At 72.0% G+C, this 17921-nt stretch carries 9 protein-coding genes; 7 read left to right on the forward strand and 2 right to left on the reverse strand.

The features are described from left to right. Positions 1 to 277 precede the first annotated feature (277 nt). The 4 genes from ACGFW5_RS30710 to ACGFW5_RS30725 all read left to right on the forward strand — a co-directional run bounded on the left by ACGFW5_RS30710 (position 278) and on the right by ACGFW5_RS30725 (position 8017). Complete coding sequence (locus tag ACGFW5_RS30710; RefSeq protein ID WP_393837583.1) at positions 278 to 3742, forward strand: FtsK/SpoIIIE domain-containing protein; 3465 nt, start codon at positions 278 to 280, stop codon at positions 3740 to 3742. Between the two features lie 544 nt (positions 3743 to 4286). Next, the gene (locus tag ACGFW5_RS30715) at positions 4287 to 5678 is read left to right on the forward strand and encodes an ABC transporter substrate-binding protein (RefSeq protein WP_393837584.1); all 1392 of its coding nucleotides are present in this window, start codon (positions 4287 to 4289) and stop codon (positions 5676 to 5678) included. 7 nt (positions 5679 to 5685) lie between these two features. Further along, complete coding sequence (locus tag ACGFW5_RS30720) at positions 5686 to 7038, forward strand: carbohydrate ABC transporter permease (protein WP_393837585.1); 1353 nt, start codon at positions 5686 to 5688, stop codon at positions 7036 to 7038. A 97-nt stretch (positions 7039 to 7135) separates the two neighbouring features. Then, positions 7136 to 8017, forward strand: a complete 882-nt coding sequence (locus ACGFW5_RS30725) for a carbohydrate ABC transporter permease (protein WP_393837586.1) — start codon at positions 7136 to 7138, stop codon at positions 8015 to 8017. A gap of 461 nt (positions 8018 to 8478) precedes the next feature. On the opposite strand, the gene ACGFW5_RS30730 is transcribed toward ACGFW5_RS30725, so the two are convergent. Continuing rightward, positions 8479 to 9111, reverse strand: coding sequence for a TetR/AcrR family transcriptional regulator (locus tag ACGFW5_RS30730; protein ID WP_393837587.1), 633 nt, complete (start codon positions 9109 to 9111; stop codon positions 8479 to 8481). 239 nt (positions 9112 to 9350) lie between these two features. Between ACGFW5_RS30730 and ACGFW5_RS30735 the strand changes: the two genes are divergently transcribed. From ACGFW5_RS30735 to ACGFW5_RS30745, 3 genes are all read left to right on the forward strand, one after another. Continuing rightward, a complete protein-coding gene (locus ACGFW5_RS30735) occupies positions 9351 to 10250 on the forward strand; it encodes an ABC transporter permease (RefSeq protein WP_393837611.1) in 900 nt (299 codons plus the stop codon). A gap of 124 nt (positions 10251 to 10374) precedes the next feature. Beyond that, positions 10375 to 11166, forward strand: coding sequence for an ABC transporter ATP-binding protein (locus ACGFW5_RS30740; RefSeq protein WP_393837612.1), 792 nt, complete (start codon positions 10375 to 10377; stop codon positions 11164 to 11166). A gap of 206 nt (positions 11167 to 11372) precedes the next feature. After that, positions 11373 to 12692, forward strand: a complete 1320-nt coding sequence (locus tag ACGFW5_RS30745) for a glycosyltransferase 87 family protein (protein ID WP_393837588.1) — start codon at positions 11373 to 11375, stop codon at positions 12690 to 12692. A gap of 229 nt (positions 12693 to 12921) precedes the next feature. Here the strand turns inward: ACGFW5_RS30745 and ACGFW5_RS30750 are convergent, their stop codons facing one another. Beyond that, positions 12922 to 17913, reverse strand: coding sequence for an NAD-glutamate dehydrogenase (locus tag ACGFW5_RS30750; RefSeq protein WP_393837589.1), 4992 nt, complete (start codon positions 17911 to 17913; stop codon positions 12922 to 12924). Between the last annotated feature and the right edge of the window lie 8 nt (positions 17914 to 17921).

Here is a 17921-nt window from a genome sequence, read left to right on the forward strand (position 1 = left end):
CATGCTTCTCAGGGAAGACGCGGCCTTCGCACGGAAGGTTGCCGAACGGCCGTGCCAGGCATCCGTCGCGCATGCCCCACTCGATCGCAACCAGCCACTTTTGCGTCCACATTTGCGTCGTCGGCCGACCAATCAAGATCAATTCGAGGTGGGCGACGGGCGTGTTGTCAGTGGCAGGTGCGAGGATGCCCCCAGCACGAATTGTGTGCCGGGTGGGGGGAATCACAGGGCTGGTCCCCGTTCTTGGCACCCCCGCGCAGAAGGGACCGCCGAGGCGATGCAGATCCGGCTGACCGTCCTCGCGCCGCGCAGCGGCCACGCTGTGGCGCGCGCCTGCGACGTGCTCGTGACCGCCCCGGCGGGGACGGCCCTCGCGGCCGTCGCCTCCGGCCTGGCGTCGGCCGCCTCCGGCGCCGAGGTCTCGGGCGCTTCCGTGGTGCTGTTCGCGGGCCGCGAGCGGCTCGACGCCCAGCGCCGCGTCCTCGGCGAGCCTCCCCTGCTGGACGGCGCGGTGCTCTCGCTCGCCGCCCCCGCCGAGGACGAGCCGGCCCACGACGGCCCGGCCCCGGCCAGGCTGCACGTGGTGGCGGGGCCCGACGCGGGCGGCGTCCATCTGCTGCACGGCGGTCACATCGGCATCGGCCGCTCCACGGAGTCCGACGTCGCGCTCGACGATCCGGACGTGTCGCGCCGGCACTGCGCGGTGACCGTCGGCGAGGACGGCCGCGTCAGCGTCGCCGACCTCAATTCCACCAACGGCACGCGGGTCGACGGCAGGGAGATCGGCGCCCGGCCCGTCCGCCTCGCCCCCGGGGCGCTACTGCGGATCGGCGAGTCCGCGCTGCGGCTCACGCCGGGCGGCCCCGAGGCGGAGCCCTCGCTCGCGACCACGCCGGACGGTGAGGGCCACCTCCGGGTGACGCCGACTCCGGAGGTGCGGCGTCCGCCGGGTTCCCCCCAGGCAGGCACCGCGGGCCGACGGGACGCCGTGACCGCCGTGACCGCTGTGACCGCCGGAGGCACGTACGCCTTCGGCGCGACCCCGCCTCCTGCGGGCCCGTCCGCCATGGGCGCGTCCGCCTCTTCCGGTCCGTCCGGTCCTGCCGGTCCTTCCGGCCCTGCCGGTCGTTCGGGCGCTTCCGGCTCGGCTGGGTCCTCTGGTCCTTCCGGTTCCGGTTCCTTTGGCTCTTCCGGTTCCTCTGGGTCTTCCAGTTCCTCTGGTTCCTCTGGTTCCTTCGGCTCCTCTGGTGCTCCCGGATCTCCCGGGTCTCCCGTTTCTTTCGGTTCCCCGGGTTCTCCCGGTGCTTTCGGCGCGTCGACTCCTCCCGGCACCTCGGGACCTTCCGGTGCGGTCCGCGGGCCGGGCGCGCACGAGGAGCGGTACGGCGGGTCGGGCGCGCACGACCCGCGGTACGGCGAGCGGTTCGATGCGCTCGGCGCGCCCCTGGGGTACGACGTGCCCCAGGGGTACGGGCACGACGGCCGGGACGACCAGCGTGAGCCGCGCCCCAGCAGCCGCCAGGGCACTCCGACACGCGGCACCCGTCTGCCCGACGGTGCCCGCACCGTGGACGAGGTCGAGCACGACCGCGCGGACCAGGCGGACGGCGGCCGCAGGCGGGGCGGCATAGGCGCCTGGGCGCGGCGGCTGACCGGCGCGCGCGGCGAGGCGGCACCCGAGCAGGAGCCACCGCAGGCGCGGCATGTCCCGGCCGAGCCGGCACCCGAGAGCTGGCCCGACCCGGCCACCCTGCTCCTGACCGCGCTCGGCCCCGGGCCCCGGCTGTGGGAGCGCGAGCCCGGCCACCCGGAAGCGCTCGCCGTCCGGGTCGGCACCGCGGACCGGGGCGAGCTTGCGGCCGTGCCGGTCACGGTGGGACTGGGCGAGGCCGGCTCACTGGGCCTCGCGGGGCCCCGCGAACGTCTGGCCGGTCTGGCCCGCTCGGTGATCGCCCAGCTTGCCGCGCTGCACGCGCCGACCACCCTGGAGATCGTCCTCATCAGCACGGACCGGGCGCGCGGCCTCCAGGCGCGCACCGCCGAGTGGGACTGGCTTGGCTGGCTCCCCCAGGTACGCCCCGCGCACGGCCAGGACTGCCGGCTGCTCCTCGCCTACGACCGCGACCAGGCCACGGCCCGCACGTCCGAGCTGGTCAGACGGCTCGACGCGGGCCCGCTCGGGCCCGGCTGGGCCTCGGCGGACCGGGCGGCGGTGGCCGAGGCGGCCGCCCGCCACACGGGCCCGTTCACCGTGGTCGTCGTGGACGGCGACCCCGGCTCGGCCCCGCTGCGCGAGACCACCGCGCGCCTTGCCGCGGCCGGTGCCGCGGCCGGCATCCATCTGCTGTGCCTGGCCGACACCCCGGCGGCCTCCCCGGCGTCCCCCGTCGACGCCACGTACGAGACGGCGTGCGCGGCCTCGCTCGCGTTCCGGGAGTGCGGGGCGGTCGCCCTGCTCAGCGGTGACGTGGCCACCGCCCTGCGCCTCGTACGCATCGCCGGCGGCCGCCCGGCGGGGCACGGCACGGTGGCGACGGTGGACGCGGTGTCGCGCCCCTGGGCCGAGCGGTTCGCCCGGGCCCTCGCCCCGTTGCGCACCCATGACGGCTCGGCGTCATCGGCCGGGCGTCTCGCCTCGTCACTTCCCCAAACCTCGCGCCTGCTGGACGAGTTGGGGCTCGCACGGGCCACCCCCGCCTCCCTGATGGCCCGCTGGGAGTCGGCGCCGGACGGCGCGGTCGTGCTCGGCACCGGGCCGCGCGGCCCCATCGGTGTGGACCTCGCGTCCGACGGCCCCCATCTTTTGGTCGAGGGACCGCCCGGCAGCGGGCGTACGGAGCTGCTGCGCGCCGTCGCCGCCTCGCTCGCCGCAGGAGCGCGGCCCGACCGGCTCGGCCTGATCCTGGTCGACGGCGCGGGTGGCGAGCGGGGCGAGGGGTTGCGCCCCTGTACCGAACTGCCGCATGTGTCCACCCACTTGGTCGCGTCCGACCCGGTCCGCATGCGGGAGTTCGCCCAGGCGCTGGGGGCCGAGCTGAAGCGCCGGGCGGAACTGCTCGGCGGGCTCGGCTTCGCGGAGTGGCAGACCCGGCGCGAAGTCGCGGGCCGGCTGGTGGGCCAGCGCCAGGCGCCCGCCACTGAGCATCGCGGCGACCTCGACCCGCCGGGAAGCAGCACTCTGCGGCTGCGTCCGGTGTCGCGCAGCCGCGCTGACGAGGGGCCCTCGCTGCCCCGTCTGGTCGTCCTGGTCGACGATCTGGATGCGCTGGTCGCGCCCGCCCTGGGCAGCCCCGGCCGCCCTGCCGCCGGTTCCGTCGTACGGGCCCTTGAGGCGGTGGCCCGGGACGGCGAGCGGCTTGGGGTGCACCTCGTGGCGGCGTCGGCCAGGCCCGACCGGACGGCCGACACCGAGCTCGCGCGGGGCGTACGGCACCGGGTGGTGCTCGACGCGCCGCCCGCCACGCCGTCACCGGACGAGCCGTCACCGGGCCGTGGCTGGCTGCACCAGGCGGACGGGGTGTCCGTGCCGTTCCAGAGCGGCCGGGTCACGGGGCGCATACCGCGCACCGCGACGCAGCGGCCGACGGTCGTGGTCCTGGAGTGGGAGCGGATGGGCGACCCGCCGGCCCGCCGGCCCGTCCGCGAGCTCGGCAACGGCCCGACGGACCTGGCCCTGCTGGCCAGCGCCCTGGAGCGCGCGGCGTCCTTGGTCAATGCGCCTCCGATGGCACCGCTGACGTAGAGAAACCGCTGACGTAAGGGCACCGCTGACGTAAGGGCACCGCTGACGTAATGGCACCGCTGGCGTAAAGGGGTCTCGCGGCGCGGCCTCCCGGCGCCGACGCGGGCGCGGGGACGCCCTCGCGCCGTCGCGAGGGCGAGCCCCGATGGGCCGACCCGGACGGGGGCGTCCTGTCCGGGGGTGTCCCGATGGGGTGTCCCCGACGGAGCGTCCCGACGGGGTGCCCCGGACAGGGCGTCCCGGACGGGGTGCCCCGGACGGAGTGTCCCCAACGGGTTGCCCCAGAGGGGGTGCCCCGGATCGTGCCCCGGACGGGGTGCCCAACGGGGCCCAGCGCGGGCGATCAACACGGCAGCAATGGCCGGTAGTCGGGACATCCCGCATGACCCAACGTCACAAGCCCATCACGATCATCGAAGGGACGGCGAAGGCGGTATTGCGGCGCCCCCGCACCCGGCGTAGGACTGTCGCTCGGGACGAGAGCGGCGGCGCCTGCGTCACCGGGCGCGGCGGTTCGTACGCGCACGGGAGAGACGGGGCACGCATGCGCACCACTCGCACAGGCCGCACCAGCACACGCACCAGCACGCCGGGCCGCACCTTCATCGCCGCCCTGGCAGTCGGCGGCCTCGCGCTCGGCGCCGCCGCGTGCAGCAGCAGCGACGACGGCCCGAAGAAGACGCCGGCTGCGACCACCACGACCTCGGCGGGCGGCGTCCAACTCCCCAAGCTGGACGGGGAGAAGGTCGAGGTCGCCGCGGTGTGGACGGGTGCCGAGCAGGCCAACTTCGTGAAGGTGCTCAAGGAGTTCGAGAAGCGGACCGGCGCCACCGTCACCTTCGTGCCCGCCCAGGACCCGATCGTCAACTTCCTGGGTACGAAGATCGCCGGTGGCAGCCCGCCCGATGTGGCGCTGCTCCCGCAGGTCGGCGCGATCCAGCAGGCCGTGGCGAAGAAGTGGGCCAAGCCGGCCGGCCCCGAGGCCAAGGCGCAGCTCGCAGCGAACTACTCGAAGGTGTGGCAGGACCTGGGCGCGGTCGACGGCACCCAGTACGGGGTGTACTTCAAGGCCGCCAACAAGTCGCTCGTCTGGTACAACACCAAGGTCTTCGACAACGCCGGTGCCACCGCGCCCACCACGTGGAAGAACTTCCTCAGCACCGCCGACACCATCTCCGCCTCGGGCGTGACCCCGGTGTCGGTCGGCGGCGCGGACGGCTGGACCCTCACCGACTGGTTCGAGAACGTCTATCTCTCCCAGGCCGGGCCCGACAAATACGACCAGCTGGCCAAGCACGCGATCAAATGGACCGACCCGTCGGTCAAGGACGCGCTGACCACGCTCGCCCAGCTCTTCGGCAAGCCGAGCCTCATCGCGGGCGGCGCCGACGGGGCGCTCCAGACCGAGTTCCCCGCCTCCGTCACGCAGACCTTCACCGGGGGCGACCAGCCCAAGGCGGGCATGGTCTTCGAGGGCGACTTCGCCGCGGTGAACATCGCGGAGACCTCCGCCAAGGTCGGCACCGACGCCAAGGCGTTCCCGTTCCCCGCGGTCGGCGACAAGGCCCCGGTCGTCACCGGCGGCGACGCGGCGGTGGCCCTGAAGGACACCAAGGGCGCCCAGGCCCTGCTGACCTGGCTGGCGTCCACCGACGCCGCGAAGATCGCCGCCGGGTCGGGCGGCTTCATCTCGCCGAACAAGGCCCTGGACTTCGGCGCGTACCCCAACGACGTGCAGCGCGGCATCGCCAAGGCGCTGATCGGCGCCGGCGACAACGTACGTTTCGACATGTCGGACCAGGCCCCGCAGTCCTTCGGCGGCACCCCGGGCAAGGGCGAGTGGAAGGACCTCCAGGACTTCCTGAAGAACCCGTCCGACGTGGCGGGCACCCAGTCCAAGCTGGAGGCCGACGCGGCCGCGGCGTTCAAGAACTGACCCGGCGATGACCACCGCCACGGCGGGAGGCGCACCGCCTCCCGCCACGCCCCCCGCGCCCCGGACCGTCAAGAGCGTCACCGCCACGCGCAAGTGGATCGCGGTCGTGTTCCTGCTGCCCGCGCTCGTCCTGCTCGGTGCGCTCGTCGTCTATCCGATCGGTTTCTCGGTCTACCGGTCGTTCTTCGACCAGTCGGGGAACTCGTTCGCCGGATTCGACAACTACAAGACCCTGTTCACCGACCACACCATCCGCACGGCGGTGAAGAACAACGCGATCTGGGTCGTCTGTGCCCCGACCATCGCCACCGCCCTCGGCCTGATCTTCGCCGTCCTGACCGAACGGGTGCGCTGGGGAACGGCGTTCAAGCTCGTCGTCTTCATGCCGATGGCCATTTCCATGCTCGCGGCCGGCATCATCTTCCGCCTGGTGTACGAGCAGGACCCGGCGCGCGGGGTCGCCAACGCGGTGGTGGTGGGCGTGCACGACACGTTCACCGACGCGGCCGGGTACCCGAAGGCGCATCCGCTGCCCACCGCGCCGTTGAAGGACGGTGGCGGCGGCACGTTCATCACCCGGGGTTCGGTGCGTGCCGGCCATCCCGTGCTGCTGCCCCTGGTGGGTGTCGCGGCCGGCACGATGCCCGCGTCGGCCGCGCCCGCGAAGCCCGGCCCGAGCGAGCCGGGCAAGGTCACCGGCACGGTCTGGCTCGACTTCACCAAGGGCGGCGGCGGGCATCCGTCCGTCATCGACGCCAAGGAGCTCGGCCTCAAGGGCATGAAGGTGGAGGCCGTGCGCGACGGCAAGGTGGTCGCGTCGACGACCGCCGCGGCCGACGGTACGTTCACCCTGCCCGCCGCGGCCGACGGGGCCCAACTCCGGCTGCCCGCAAGCAACTTCCACGCCCCGTACAATGGCGTCGAGTGGCTGGGCCCGGCCCTGGTGAACCCGGCCATCATCGGCTCGTACATCTGGATGTGGGCCGGGTTCGCGATGGTGCTCATCGCGGCGGGCCTCGCGGGTCTTCCGCGTGAACTCCTGGAAGCGGCGCGGGTGGACGGCGCGAACGAGTGGCAGGTGTTCCGGCGGGTGACCGTCCCGCTGCTCGCGCCGGTCCTCGCGGTCGTCCTGGTCACGCTGATGATCAACGTCCTGAAGATCTTCGACCTGGTCTTCATCATCGCGCCGGGCTCCAGCCAGGCCGACGCGAACGTCCTGGCGCTCCAGCTCTACCGCTCGTCCTTCGGCACCGAGGCGGACCTCGGCATCGGCAGCGCCATCGCCGTCCTGCTGCTGCTCCTTGTGATCCCGGTGATGCTCTTCAACATCCGGCGCATGCGCAAGGAGGCCAGGCGATGAGGCCCCGCCGCACGACGACCGCCCCCTGCCGGGGGCCCGGGGGCCGCACCCCGGGACAGCACAGCACCGTACGGCGCATGCGCAAGGAGGCCAGGCGATGACCGCTGTCGACGGGGTCGTCAGGGCCCGGCAGTCGCTGCCCGCGCGCATCGCGTCGCGTGCGGGCGGGGGCGTGCTGCGCGTGTTCCTCATCCTGGTCGGGCTCTTCTGGCTGATGCCGACCGTCGGGCTGCTGCTCTCCTCGCTCCGCAGCCCCTCGGACATCGCCTCGTCCGGCTGGTGGAGGACGTTCACCGACCCGTCCCGCCTCACCTTCCACAACTACGCGAGCCTGCTCGACAACAGCACGATCACCAACTCCTTGCTGTCCACGGTCGCGATCACCGTCCCGGCCACGCTCCTGGTCGTCGTCATCGGCTCGCTCGCCGGTTACGCGTTCGCCTGGATGGACTTCCCCGGGCGCGACTGGTGGTTCATGGTCGTGGTGAGCCTGCTCGTCGTGCCGGTGCAGGTCGCCCTCGTGCCGGTGGCCAAGCTCTTCGGGCAGGTCGGAATCTTCGAGACGACCATCGGCGTGATCATCTTCCATGTCGCCTTCGGCCTGCCGTTCGCGATCTTCCTGCTGCGGAACTTCTTCGCGGAGATCCCGAGGGAACTCCTGGAAGCGGCACGGCTCGACGGCGCCGGCGAGATCCGCCTCTTTACCCGGGTCGTGATGCCGCTGGGCGGCCCGGCAATCGCCTCGCTCGGCATCTTCCAGTTCCTGTGGGTCTGGAACGACATGCTGGTCGCGCTGATCTTCGCCGACTCCAAGCACCCGCCGATCACGGTGGCCCTGCAACAACAGGTCCGCCAGTTCGGCAACAACATCGACGTCCTGGCCCCCGGCGCCTTCGTCTCGATGGTCATCCCGCTGGCCGTCTTCTTCGCGTTCCAGCGGCAGTTCGTGTCGGGGGTGATGGCGGGGGCGGTGAAGTGAGGAAACCGGCCGCGCCGCTTCCGTCCGCAGACCATGCTGGGTCACCCGCGCAGTTCCCCGCGCCCCCAGGGGGGTCGGCCTCGGCAGCGTGGCCAGTTTCGGCACCCTCAGCCCGTCCGGCGCTTGAGGACGAGCGCCGTTCAGGCGCGAAACGGGGTCTGGGGCGGAGCCCCAGGAGCCTGTACCTCAACCGGACTCTCACCCCCGGAGGGTTTCGGGAAGGGGCGGGGTGGGGCACCTCCCGGGGTCTGGGGCGGAGCCCCAGCAACCCCGCCGCCTGCGGCCGCAGACCGTGCCGGGGCACCCGCGCAGTTCCCCGCGCCCCCAGGAGGGTCGGCCTCGGCAGCGTGGCCAGTTTCGGCACCCTCAGCCCGTCCGGCGCTTGAGGACGAGCACCGTTCAGGCGCGAACGGGGTCTGGGGCGGAGCCCCAGGAGCCTGTACCTCAACCGGACTCTCTCGCTAGGCGACAGCCGTCAGCGCCGCCACCGCCGACTTGGCCAAGTCGTCCAGGTACCCCTTGGGCAACCCGCCCTTCACCACCACAAGCCGCCAGTACAGCGGGCCCACGATCAGATCGAGCGCCCGGTCGGGATCGGCCCCGGCCGGCAGCTCACCCCGCTCGACGGCCTCGCGCACCACCACCACCGCCACCCCCTGCTGCCCATCGAGCAGCGCCGCCTTGATCGCGTCGGCGATCTCCGGATGCCGCACCGACTCCACGAGCAGGTCCGGAATGACCTGCGAGGCGATCGGATGGCGCAGGGCCATCGAGGCGACGGCGAGCAAAGCCCGGATGTCCCCGTACAGCGACCCGGTGTGCGGCACCGGAAGGCCCTGCTCGGCGAAGACGGACACCAGGTCGAGCACCATGGCGAGCTTCGACTTCCACCTCCGGTAGACCGCCGTCTTGCCGACCCCGGCGCGCCGCGCGATGCCCTCGATGGACATCCGGGCGAAACCGACCGCGGCGAGCTCCTCGAAAACGGCCCCCCGGATCGCGTCCGTCACGTCCTCGCGCAGAACGGCCGCACCGGCCGGAGCGCGGCGTGACGGCGGGCGGTTGTCGGCGGTCTCCGGGTCCGTCTTGGTCATGCCTTGAGCATAGCGTTGCGACGAGACGGTTGCGTTGCGACGTACTGCCGTCCTACTCTCGCCGTAGCGACGATACGGTTCCGTTCCGTCGCGAGTCATCCCCCCGCCCCGGGAAACCTCCCGTCGCGAGTGATCCCCCGCCCCCAAGAGCCTCCCGGGGCCCGGCGAAAGCGACCGTAGTGAGCCAGACCGCAGCTGCGCGCCCGACGACCGCAGCACCACCGGCCGCGTCGGCCTCCATCCCGACGCAGTCCGCCCGCCACACCGGCGACCAGGCCCTCACGCCGGCCGAGCTGGCCGCCAAGTACGGCCTGAAGGTGAGCGGCGCCCGCCCGACGCTGCCCGAGTACACGCGGCAGCTGTGGGCCCGGCGCCACTTCATCACCGCGTTCGCCACCGCCAAGCTGACCGCGCAGTACAGCGAGGCGAAGCTGGGCCAGATCTGGCAGCTGATGACCCCGCTCCTGAACGCGGCGGTGTACTACTTCATCTTCGGCATCCTGATGGGCAACAAGAGCAGCACGCCCGACTACATCCCGTGGCTGGTCACGGGCGTGTTCATCTGGACCTTCACGGCCAACTCGATCATGTCGGGCACCCGCGCGATCACCGGCAACATCGGCCTGGTGCGGGCGCTGCACTTCCCGCGCGCCTCGCTGCCCGTCTCGCTCGCGCTCCAGCAGCTCCAGCAGCTGCTGTTCTCCCTGGCCGCGCTGGCGATCATCATCATGGGCTTCGGCCAGCTGCCCAGCGTCTCCTGGCTGCTGCTCGTCCCCGCTCTCGTCCTCCAGTCGATGTTCAACACGGGCCTGTCCCTGGTGATGGCCCGCGTCACCGCGAAGACCCCGGACGTCGCGCAGGTGATGCCGTTCATCCTGCGCACCTGGATGTACATGTCCGGCGTGATGTGGAACCTCGCGCCGCAGCTCCACAAGCTGCCGCACGTGGTGGCCCGGCTGCTCGGACTGAACCCGGTGGCGGTCTACATCGACCTCGTCAGGTTCTCGATGATCAAGAGCTTCCACGCCAAGCAGCTGCCCCCGCACGTGTGGCTGGTGGCCGGCGGCTGGGCGTTCGTGGCGCTGGCCGCGGGGTTCATCTACTTCTGGAAGGCAGAGGAGCAGTACGGCCGTGGCTGACACCCGAACACAGACCCAGACCCAGACACGCGTCCAGGCGCAGCCCCCGACACACACCCAGGCGCAGACGCAGCCCCAGACGCAGACCAAGACCCGCGCGCACACCGAGAGCCCGCCGCGGACCCTGGGCGAGGGAGCCCAGGCGGATCCCCTCGGCACCCCGACCGTGATCGCCGACGGCGTACACATCGTCTACAAGGTCAACGGAGCCGGCTCCAAGAGCAAGGGCGGGGCCACCGCCGCGCTCACCCGGATCGTCTCCCGCGCGGAGCGCCCCGGCATGCGCGAGGTGCACGCCGTCAAGGGCGTGAGCTTCGTGGCGCGCCGCGGCGAGGCGATCGGCCTGATCGGGTCCAACGGCTCGGGCAAGTCGACTCTCCTCAAGGCGATCGCGGGCCTCCTTCCGACCGCACGCGGCAAGATCTACACCCAGGGCCAGCCCTCGCTCCTCGGCGTGAACGCGGCGCTGATGAACGACCTCACCGGCGAGCGCAACGTCACGCTCGGCGCCCTCGCCATGGGCATGTCCCGCGAGGAGGTGCGCGAGCGCTACGACGACATCGTCGACTTCTCGGGCATCAACGAGAAGGACGACTTCATCTCGCTCCCCATGCGCACGTACTCCTCCGGCATGGGCGCCCGGCTGCGCTTCTCCATCGCGGCCGCCAAGAACCACGACGTCCTGCTGATCGACGAGGCCCTTGCCACGGGCGACGCCCGGTTCCAGCGGCGCAGCCAGGAACGCATCGCCGAGCTCCGCAAGGAGGCCGGCACGGTCTTCCTCGTCAGCCACAGCAACCACTCGATCAAGGAGACCTGCGAGCGGACGCTCTGGCTGGAGTCCGGCACGCTGCGGATGGACGGCCCGACGGCCGAGGTGATCGCCGCGTACGAGCAGTTCACGAAGAAGAAGTAGCCGCGCCCCATGGTGCGGGGCCTCCCGCTCGCGGAGCCCCGCACCACGCCGCACTACACCCCACCGCCCCGCACCACGCCGCACTACACCCCACCGCGCCGCAGCACGCCCCGCACCACGCCCCCGGACCACCCCGCACCGCGCCCCCGAACCACCCCGTCGCGGCGCCCCCGTAAACTGGACAAAGCGCGCATAAACTTCGCGCGATGACGCCCTCTCAGATGCCGCCGCCACCCGCCCGGGTCCGCATCCCCGCTCCCGCGGCCGCGCCCGACCCGGGTGCCTTCGGCCGCCGGGCCCGGTACGCCGCGCTGGTCGCGAGCTGGCTCGCCACCCGCGTGGTGATGCTCCACCTCCTGGTCACCGACCGGCTCGGCGTCGGCGGGGTGAGCGGCGAGGTGTACGTCCTCTACCGCCGCTGGTACGACCAGCTCAGCACGGGCGTCTTCCCGTTCGGGGACCCCGCCTGGCAGTACCCGCCGGGCGCGGGCGCGGCCCTCCTCGCCCCCTCCCTCTTTCCCTTCCTCACCTTCTTCCAGGCCTTCACCGCCGTCACCGTGGGCTGCGACGCGCTGATCACCCGCGCCCTGGCCCGGGCCGGCGCCCGGCCCGGCGGCAGCACGGCCGGCGCCTGGCTGTGGGTCGGCGGCCTCCCGCTGCTCCTGCACGTCCCCTACGCCCGCTACGACGTCCAGGTCACCGCCCTCGCGGTGGGCGCCCTGCTCGCGCTGCGCCGCAGACCCGGGCTCGGCGGCGTACTCGCGGGCCTCGGGGCGACGGTCAAGGTGTGGCCGCTGCTCACCCTCGTCGGTGCCCCGCCGGGCCGCGGCACCCGCCGCGCCCTGCTCGGCGCCCTCGCCTCGGCCTGCGCCCTGCTCGCCGTGCTCGTCCTCGCCTTCGACCACACCCTGGACTTCGCCCGTCAGCAGGGCAGCCGGGGCCTCCAGATCGAATCGCTGGGCGGCACCGCGTTCCAGCTCGCCCACCTCGCCACGGGCCGTCCCGGCCGGGTCGTCCACCGGTACGGGGCCATCGAGTTCACCGGCCCGTACGTGTCGGCCGTCGCCGCACTCAGCCTCGCCCTGACCGTGCTCGCGTTCTGCTGGCTGGTGTTCTGGCGGGTACGCGCCCGGCGATGGACGGTGGCGGTGCCGCTGGACGCGGCGCTGTGCGCGGTGCTCCTGTTCACGGTGACGAGCCGGGTCATCAGCCCCCAGTACCTGGTCTGGCTCCTCGGCCTCGCCGCCGTCTGCCTCACATCGGGCCGCACCACCCAGCGCCCGGTGGCCCATCTCCTGCTCCCCGCCGCCGCGTTGAGCGCGCTGGCCTTCCCCTGTCTGTACGACGAGGTGATCGCCGGAACCGCCCTCGGCACCGCCGTCATGGCCGCGCGCAACGCCCTGCTCCTGGCCGCCGCGCTGCTCTCCTGCCGCAGGCTGTGGGCCTCCACCGTCACGACGTCCGCGACCACGGTCACGGGCACCACGAAGCCCGGCCGCCGCGACGCAAGGCCATCGGACGCCTGAGGAGCGGCCGTTGGGAGCCTCCCTCTCAGGCCGGACCAGTACCTCCTCGGCTGCTCGCTCCTCGCGGGGAGCCGTACGACGCCGCGCGCGCCCGTCCTGCACCGTCCGGCGCGGGGCACGCGAAAGGGGCGCCCACCATGGCGGTGGACGCCCCTTTCAGATGCTCACGGTACTCAGCTGGGCGTACTCAGCTGTGCGTGCTCAGCCGTGCGTGCTCAGCCGTGCGTGCTCAGCTGTGCGTACGCAGCAGCGTCCGCATGGTCCGCATCGCCACCGAGAGGTTCGCGAGGTCGAACGCGTCGGAGGACTGGATCTCCTCCAGGGTCGTGCGCGCACGCCCCAGGATCGCCGCGTTCTTCTCCTCCCACGCCTTGAAGCGCTCCTCCGGCGAGCTGGCGTCGTTGCCGGCCGACAGGACGTCCTGGGTCAGGCCGGCGTGTGCCGCGAACAGGTCCTCGCGGATGGCGGCACGCGCCATCGACTGCCAGCGGTCGGCCCGCGGCAGCTCGATGATCCGGTCGAGGAGCTGGGTGATGCGCAGCCGGTCGGCCAGGTCGTAGTAGACCTCGGCGACCTCCAGCGGCTCCTTGCCGGTACGGGCCGCGATGGCCACGATGTCGAGCGCGGGGAAGGCCGAGGAGAACCCGGCGACCCGGCGTGCCAGGTCCTCCGGCACGCCCACGCCCATCAGCTCGTCCAGGATGCCCTGGTGCCACTCCAGGTCGGCGCCCCGCAGCAGACCCGTCAGCGCGTCCCAGACCTGGGCGACACCGGCCGAGAAGTCCTCGATCGTCTCGGCGATCTGGAGGGGCTGCGGCCGGTTGTTGAGCAGCCAGCGGGTGCCGCGCTCCACCAGGCGGCGCGAGTGCAGCCGGATGCGGGTCTGGACCTCGGCGTCGACCTTGTTGTCCAGCGCCTCGACGGCGTCCCAGACCGCGTTCACGCCGAAGATCTCGCGGGCCGCGGCGTGCGCCCGCACGATCTCCTCGAGCGACGCCCCGGTCTCCTCGCGGAGCCGGTGCAGGAAGGTCGAACCACCGATGTTGACGGTGTCGTTGACCAGCACCGTGGTGATGATCTCGCGGCGCAGCGCGTGCCCGTCGACCGCCTCGGTGAACTTCTCGCGGAGCTCCTGCGGGAAGTAGGCGTGCAGCAGCTCGGCCAGGTGCGGGTCGTCCGGCAGAACGGTGTGGATCAGCTCCTCGGCCACCGTGATCTTGGTGTAGGCGAGCAGCACGGCGAGCTCGGGCTGGCTGAGCCCCTTGCCGCTGTTCAGGAGCTCGCGGATCTGGCGGTCGTTGGGCAGGAACTCGATCGCCCGGTCCAGGTGTCCGTCGCGGCCCAGGCGGCGCATGAAGCGCTGGTGGGCGTGGAGCAGCGAAGGCGACTGGGCGACCGCGTTGGCCAGCGCCACGTTCTGCGCGTAGTTGTTGCGCAGCACCAGGTGGCCGACCTCGTCGGTCATCGCCGCGAGGATCTTGTTGCGCTGCTTGACGGTCATGTCGCCGTCGGTGACGAGCCCGTTGAGCAGGATCTTGATGTTCACCTCGTGGTCGGAGGTGTCCACGCCCGCGCTGTTGTCGATGGCGTCGGTGTTGACCTTGCCGCCCTCGCCGTCGGGGCCGCCCTTGCGGTCGAACTCGATCCGGCCGAGCTGGGTCAGACCCAGGTTGCCGCCCTCGCCGACGACCTTGACCCGCAGCTCCTCGCCGTTGACGCGGATCGCGTCGTTGGCCTTGTCGCCGACGTCCGCGTTGGACTCCGCCGACGACTTCACATACGTACCGATGCCGCCGTTCCACAGCAGGTCGACCGGGGCCTTGAGGATCGCCTTCATCAGGTCGGCCGGGGTCAGCTTGGTGACGCCGGCCTCGATGCCGAGGGCTTCACGGACGTGCGCGTTCAGCGGGATCGACTTGGCGGTGCGGGGGTGGATGCCGCCGCCCGCCGAGAGCAGTTCCTTGTTGTAGTCGGCCCAGCTGGAGCGCGGCAGGTCGTACAGGCGGCGGCGCTCGGCGTAGGAGACCGCCGCGTCCGGCTTCGGGTCGATGAAGATGTGCCGGTGGTCGAAGGCCGCGATCAGACGGATGTGCTCGGAGAGCAGCATGCCGTTGCCGAAGACGTCGCCCGACATGTCGCCGACGCCGACGACCGTGAAGTCCTCGCTCTGCGTGTCGTGGCCGAGCTCGCGGAAGTGCCGCTTGACGGACTCCCAGGCGCCGCGGGCGGTGATGCCCATGCCCTTGTGGTCGTAGCCGGCGGAGCCGCCGGAGGCGAAGGCGTCACCGAGCCAGAAGTTGTAGCTGATCGCCACGTCGTTGGCGATGTCCGAGAACGTCGCGGTGCCCTTGTCGGCGGCGACCACCAGGTAGGTGTCGTCCTCGTCGTGGCGGACCACGTCGGCCGGCGGGACGACCTCGCCCGCCACCAGGTTGTCGGTGATGTCGAGCAGCGCCGAGATGAACGTCTTGTAGCTCGCGATGCCCTCGGCGAGCCAGGCGTCGCGGTCCACCGACGGGTCGGGGAGCTGCTTGGCGACGAAACCGCCCTTGGCGCCGACCGGCACGATGACGGTGTTCTTCACCATCTGCGCCTTGACCAGGCCCAGGATTTCGGTGCGGAAGTCCTCACGGCGGTCGGACCAGCGAAGGCCGCCTCGGGCGACCTTGCCGAAGCGCAGGTGGACGCCCTCGACGCGCGGCGAGTACACCCAGATCTCGAACTGCGGGCGGGGCGCGGGCAGGTCGGGGATCGCCTGCGGGTCGAACTTCATCGAGACGTACGCGTGGGGCTTGCCTTCGGCGTTCTTCTGCCAGTAGTTGGTGCGCAGCGTCGCCTTGATGACGGTGAGGAAGGAGCGCAGGATGCGGTCCTCGTCCAGGCTCGCGACCTGGTCGAGGGCTCCGTCGAGCTCTTCGAGGAGGCCGTCGATGAGCTCGGTGCCGGCCTTCTGGCGCTCCGGCGAGAGCCGTGCCTCGAAGAGCGAGACCAGCAGCCGGGTGGTGTGGACGTTGTCGCGGAGGGTGTCCTCCATGTAGTCCTGGCTGAAGGTGGAGCCGGCCTGGCGCAGGTACTTGGCGTAGGCGCGCAGCACCATCGCCTGGCGCCAGTTGAGGCCGGCGCGCAGCACCAGGGAGTTGAAGCCGTCGTTCTCGGCGGCGCCGGTCCAGGTGGCGGCGAAGGCTTCCTGGAAGCGCTCGCGGGCGTCGTCGGCGAGATAGTCCCCGGCGCCGTCGGTCTTCTTCGGCATACGCAGGCCGAAGTCGTAGATCCAGGCGTGGGTGCGGTCGGCGCAGCGCAGCTCGTAGGGGCGCTCGTCGGTGACCTCGACGCCCAGGCGCTGGAGCACCGGGAGCACCGCGGACAGGGAGACCTGCTCGCCGATCCGGTAGATCTTGAAGCGGCGCTCGCCGGGTGCGGCGCCGACCGGCTCGTACAGGGAGAGCGCGAAGTCCCGGCGCCCGTGGGTCAGTTGCTCCAGGTGTACGAGGTCGGCGACCGCGGCGCGCGGCGAGTGGTCGGCCTTGTAGCCCTCGGGGAAGGCGTGTCCGTAGCGGCGCAGCAGCTCGGCGGCGCGCTCCTCGCCGCACTCGGCGTTCAGCGCGTCGGAGAAGCCGTCGGCCCAGGAGCGGGCGGCATCGACCAGGCGGGCCTCGATGCGCTCGGAGTCGGCGTCGGTGAGCTCGGCGAGCTCGGTGCCGGCCGGGACACGGACCACGAAGTGGAGCCGGGACAGGATCGACTCGGTGTTCCAGGCGGTGAAGTCGACGCTGGTGCCGCCGAGCTCCTCCTTGAGGATGTCGATGAGCCGCAGCCGTACGCCCGTGGTGTAGCGGTCGCGCGGCAGGTAGACCAGCGCCGAGTAGTAGCGGCCGTACTCGTCCTGGCGCAGGTAGAGCCGCAGCCGGCGCCGCTCCTGGAGGTAGAGCACCGACGTCACGATGGAGCGCAGCTGGTCGGCGGGGGTCTGGAACAGCTCGTCGCGCGGGTAGGTCTCCATGATCTGGAGCAGGTCGCGGCCGTCGTGGCTGTTGGGCGAGAAGCCGGCGCCCTTGAGGACTTCCTGGACCTTGCGGCGCACGACCGGCACCCGGCGCACCGACTCGGTGTACGCGGCCGAGGAGAACAGGCCGAGGAAGCGGCGCTCGCCGATCACGTTGCCCTGCTCGTCGAACTTCTTCACGCCGACGTAGTCGAGGTAGGACGGGCGGTGCACGGTGGAGCGGCTGTTGGCCTTGGTCAGCACGAGCAGCTTGTGCTCGCGGGCCTTGGCGCGGGCGTCGGCGGGCAGCCGGCTGAAGGACGGCGAGACGGGGTGGGCGTCGTCCTCGCCGTGCTTCGGGTCGGAGCGCAGGATGCCGAGCCCGGTGCCGGGGACGGCGGACAGCGAGTCGTCGTCGGTCAGCTGGTACTCGCGGTAGCCGAGGAAGGTGAAGTGGTCGGTGGAGAGCCAGCGCAGCAGTTCGCGGGCCTCGTCGATGTCCTCGTCGAGCAGGTCACCGGCCTTGGGCTCCTTGGGGAGCTCGTCGGCGATGCGCAGCGCGGCGTCGCGCATCTTCTCCCAGTCCTCGACGGCTTCCCGTACGTCGGACAGGACGCGGCGCAGATCGGCGGTGATCTGCTTCAGGTCGGCCCGGTCGGTCTCACGGTCGATCTCGACGTGGATCCAGGACTCGGTGAGCGCGTCGTGCGGCAGCTCTGCGGTCTGGGCCCCGGTGTCCAGGACCTCGATGAGCTTGCCGGTCAGGTCGCGGCGCACGACCACCTGCGGGTGGATCACCACATGGATGCCGCGGCCCTGCCGGGACAGCTCGTTGGTGACCGAGTCGACCAGGAAGGGCATGTCGTCGGTGACGACCTCGACGACGGAGTGGCTGCAGGTCCAGCCGTTCTCCTCGACGGTCGGGGTGTGCACCCGGACGTTGGCGGTGCCCTGCGGCCGGTTCTCCGCGAGGCGGTAGTGGGAGAGCGCTGCGCCGAAGACGTCGACCGGGTCGCGGTCGGCCAGGTCCTCGGGTGCGGTGTGCAGGTAGTAGCGCTGGAGGTATCCGAGGAGGACGCCCTGGTCGGGACCTTCCTCGCTCGTGGCCTCGGTCGTGGCCGCCCGGTCGCTCCTGGGGGTGTCCCCCAGGGCTCCGGGCCCCCCGGCCGGGCTGTTCTCAGCTACCCGGGCCGCCCGTGCGAGCAGCTCGGCCTTGGCTTCGTCCAGCTTGGTCTGCATGTCCTCTG

Source organism: Streptomyces sp. NPDC048416, from assembly GCF_043200435.1.
Classification (GTDB): domain Bacteria; phylum Actinomycetota; class Actinomycetes; order Streptomycetales; family Streptomycetaceae; genus Streptomyces.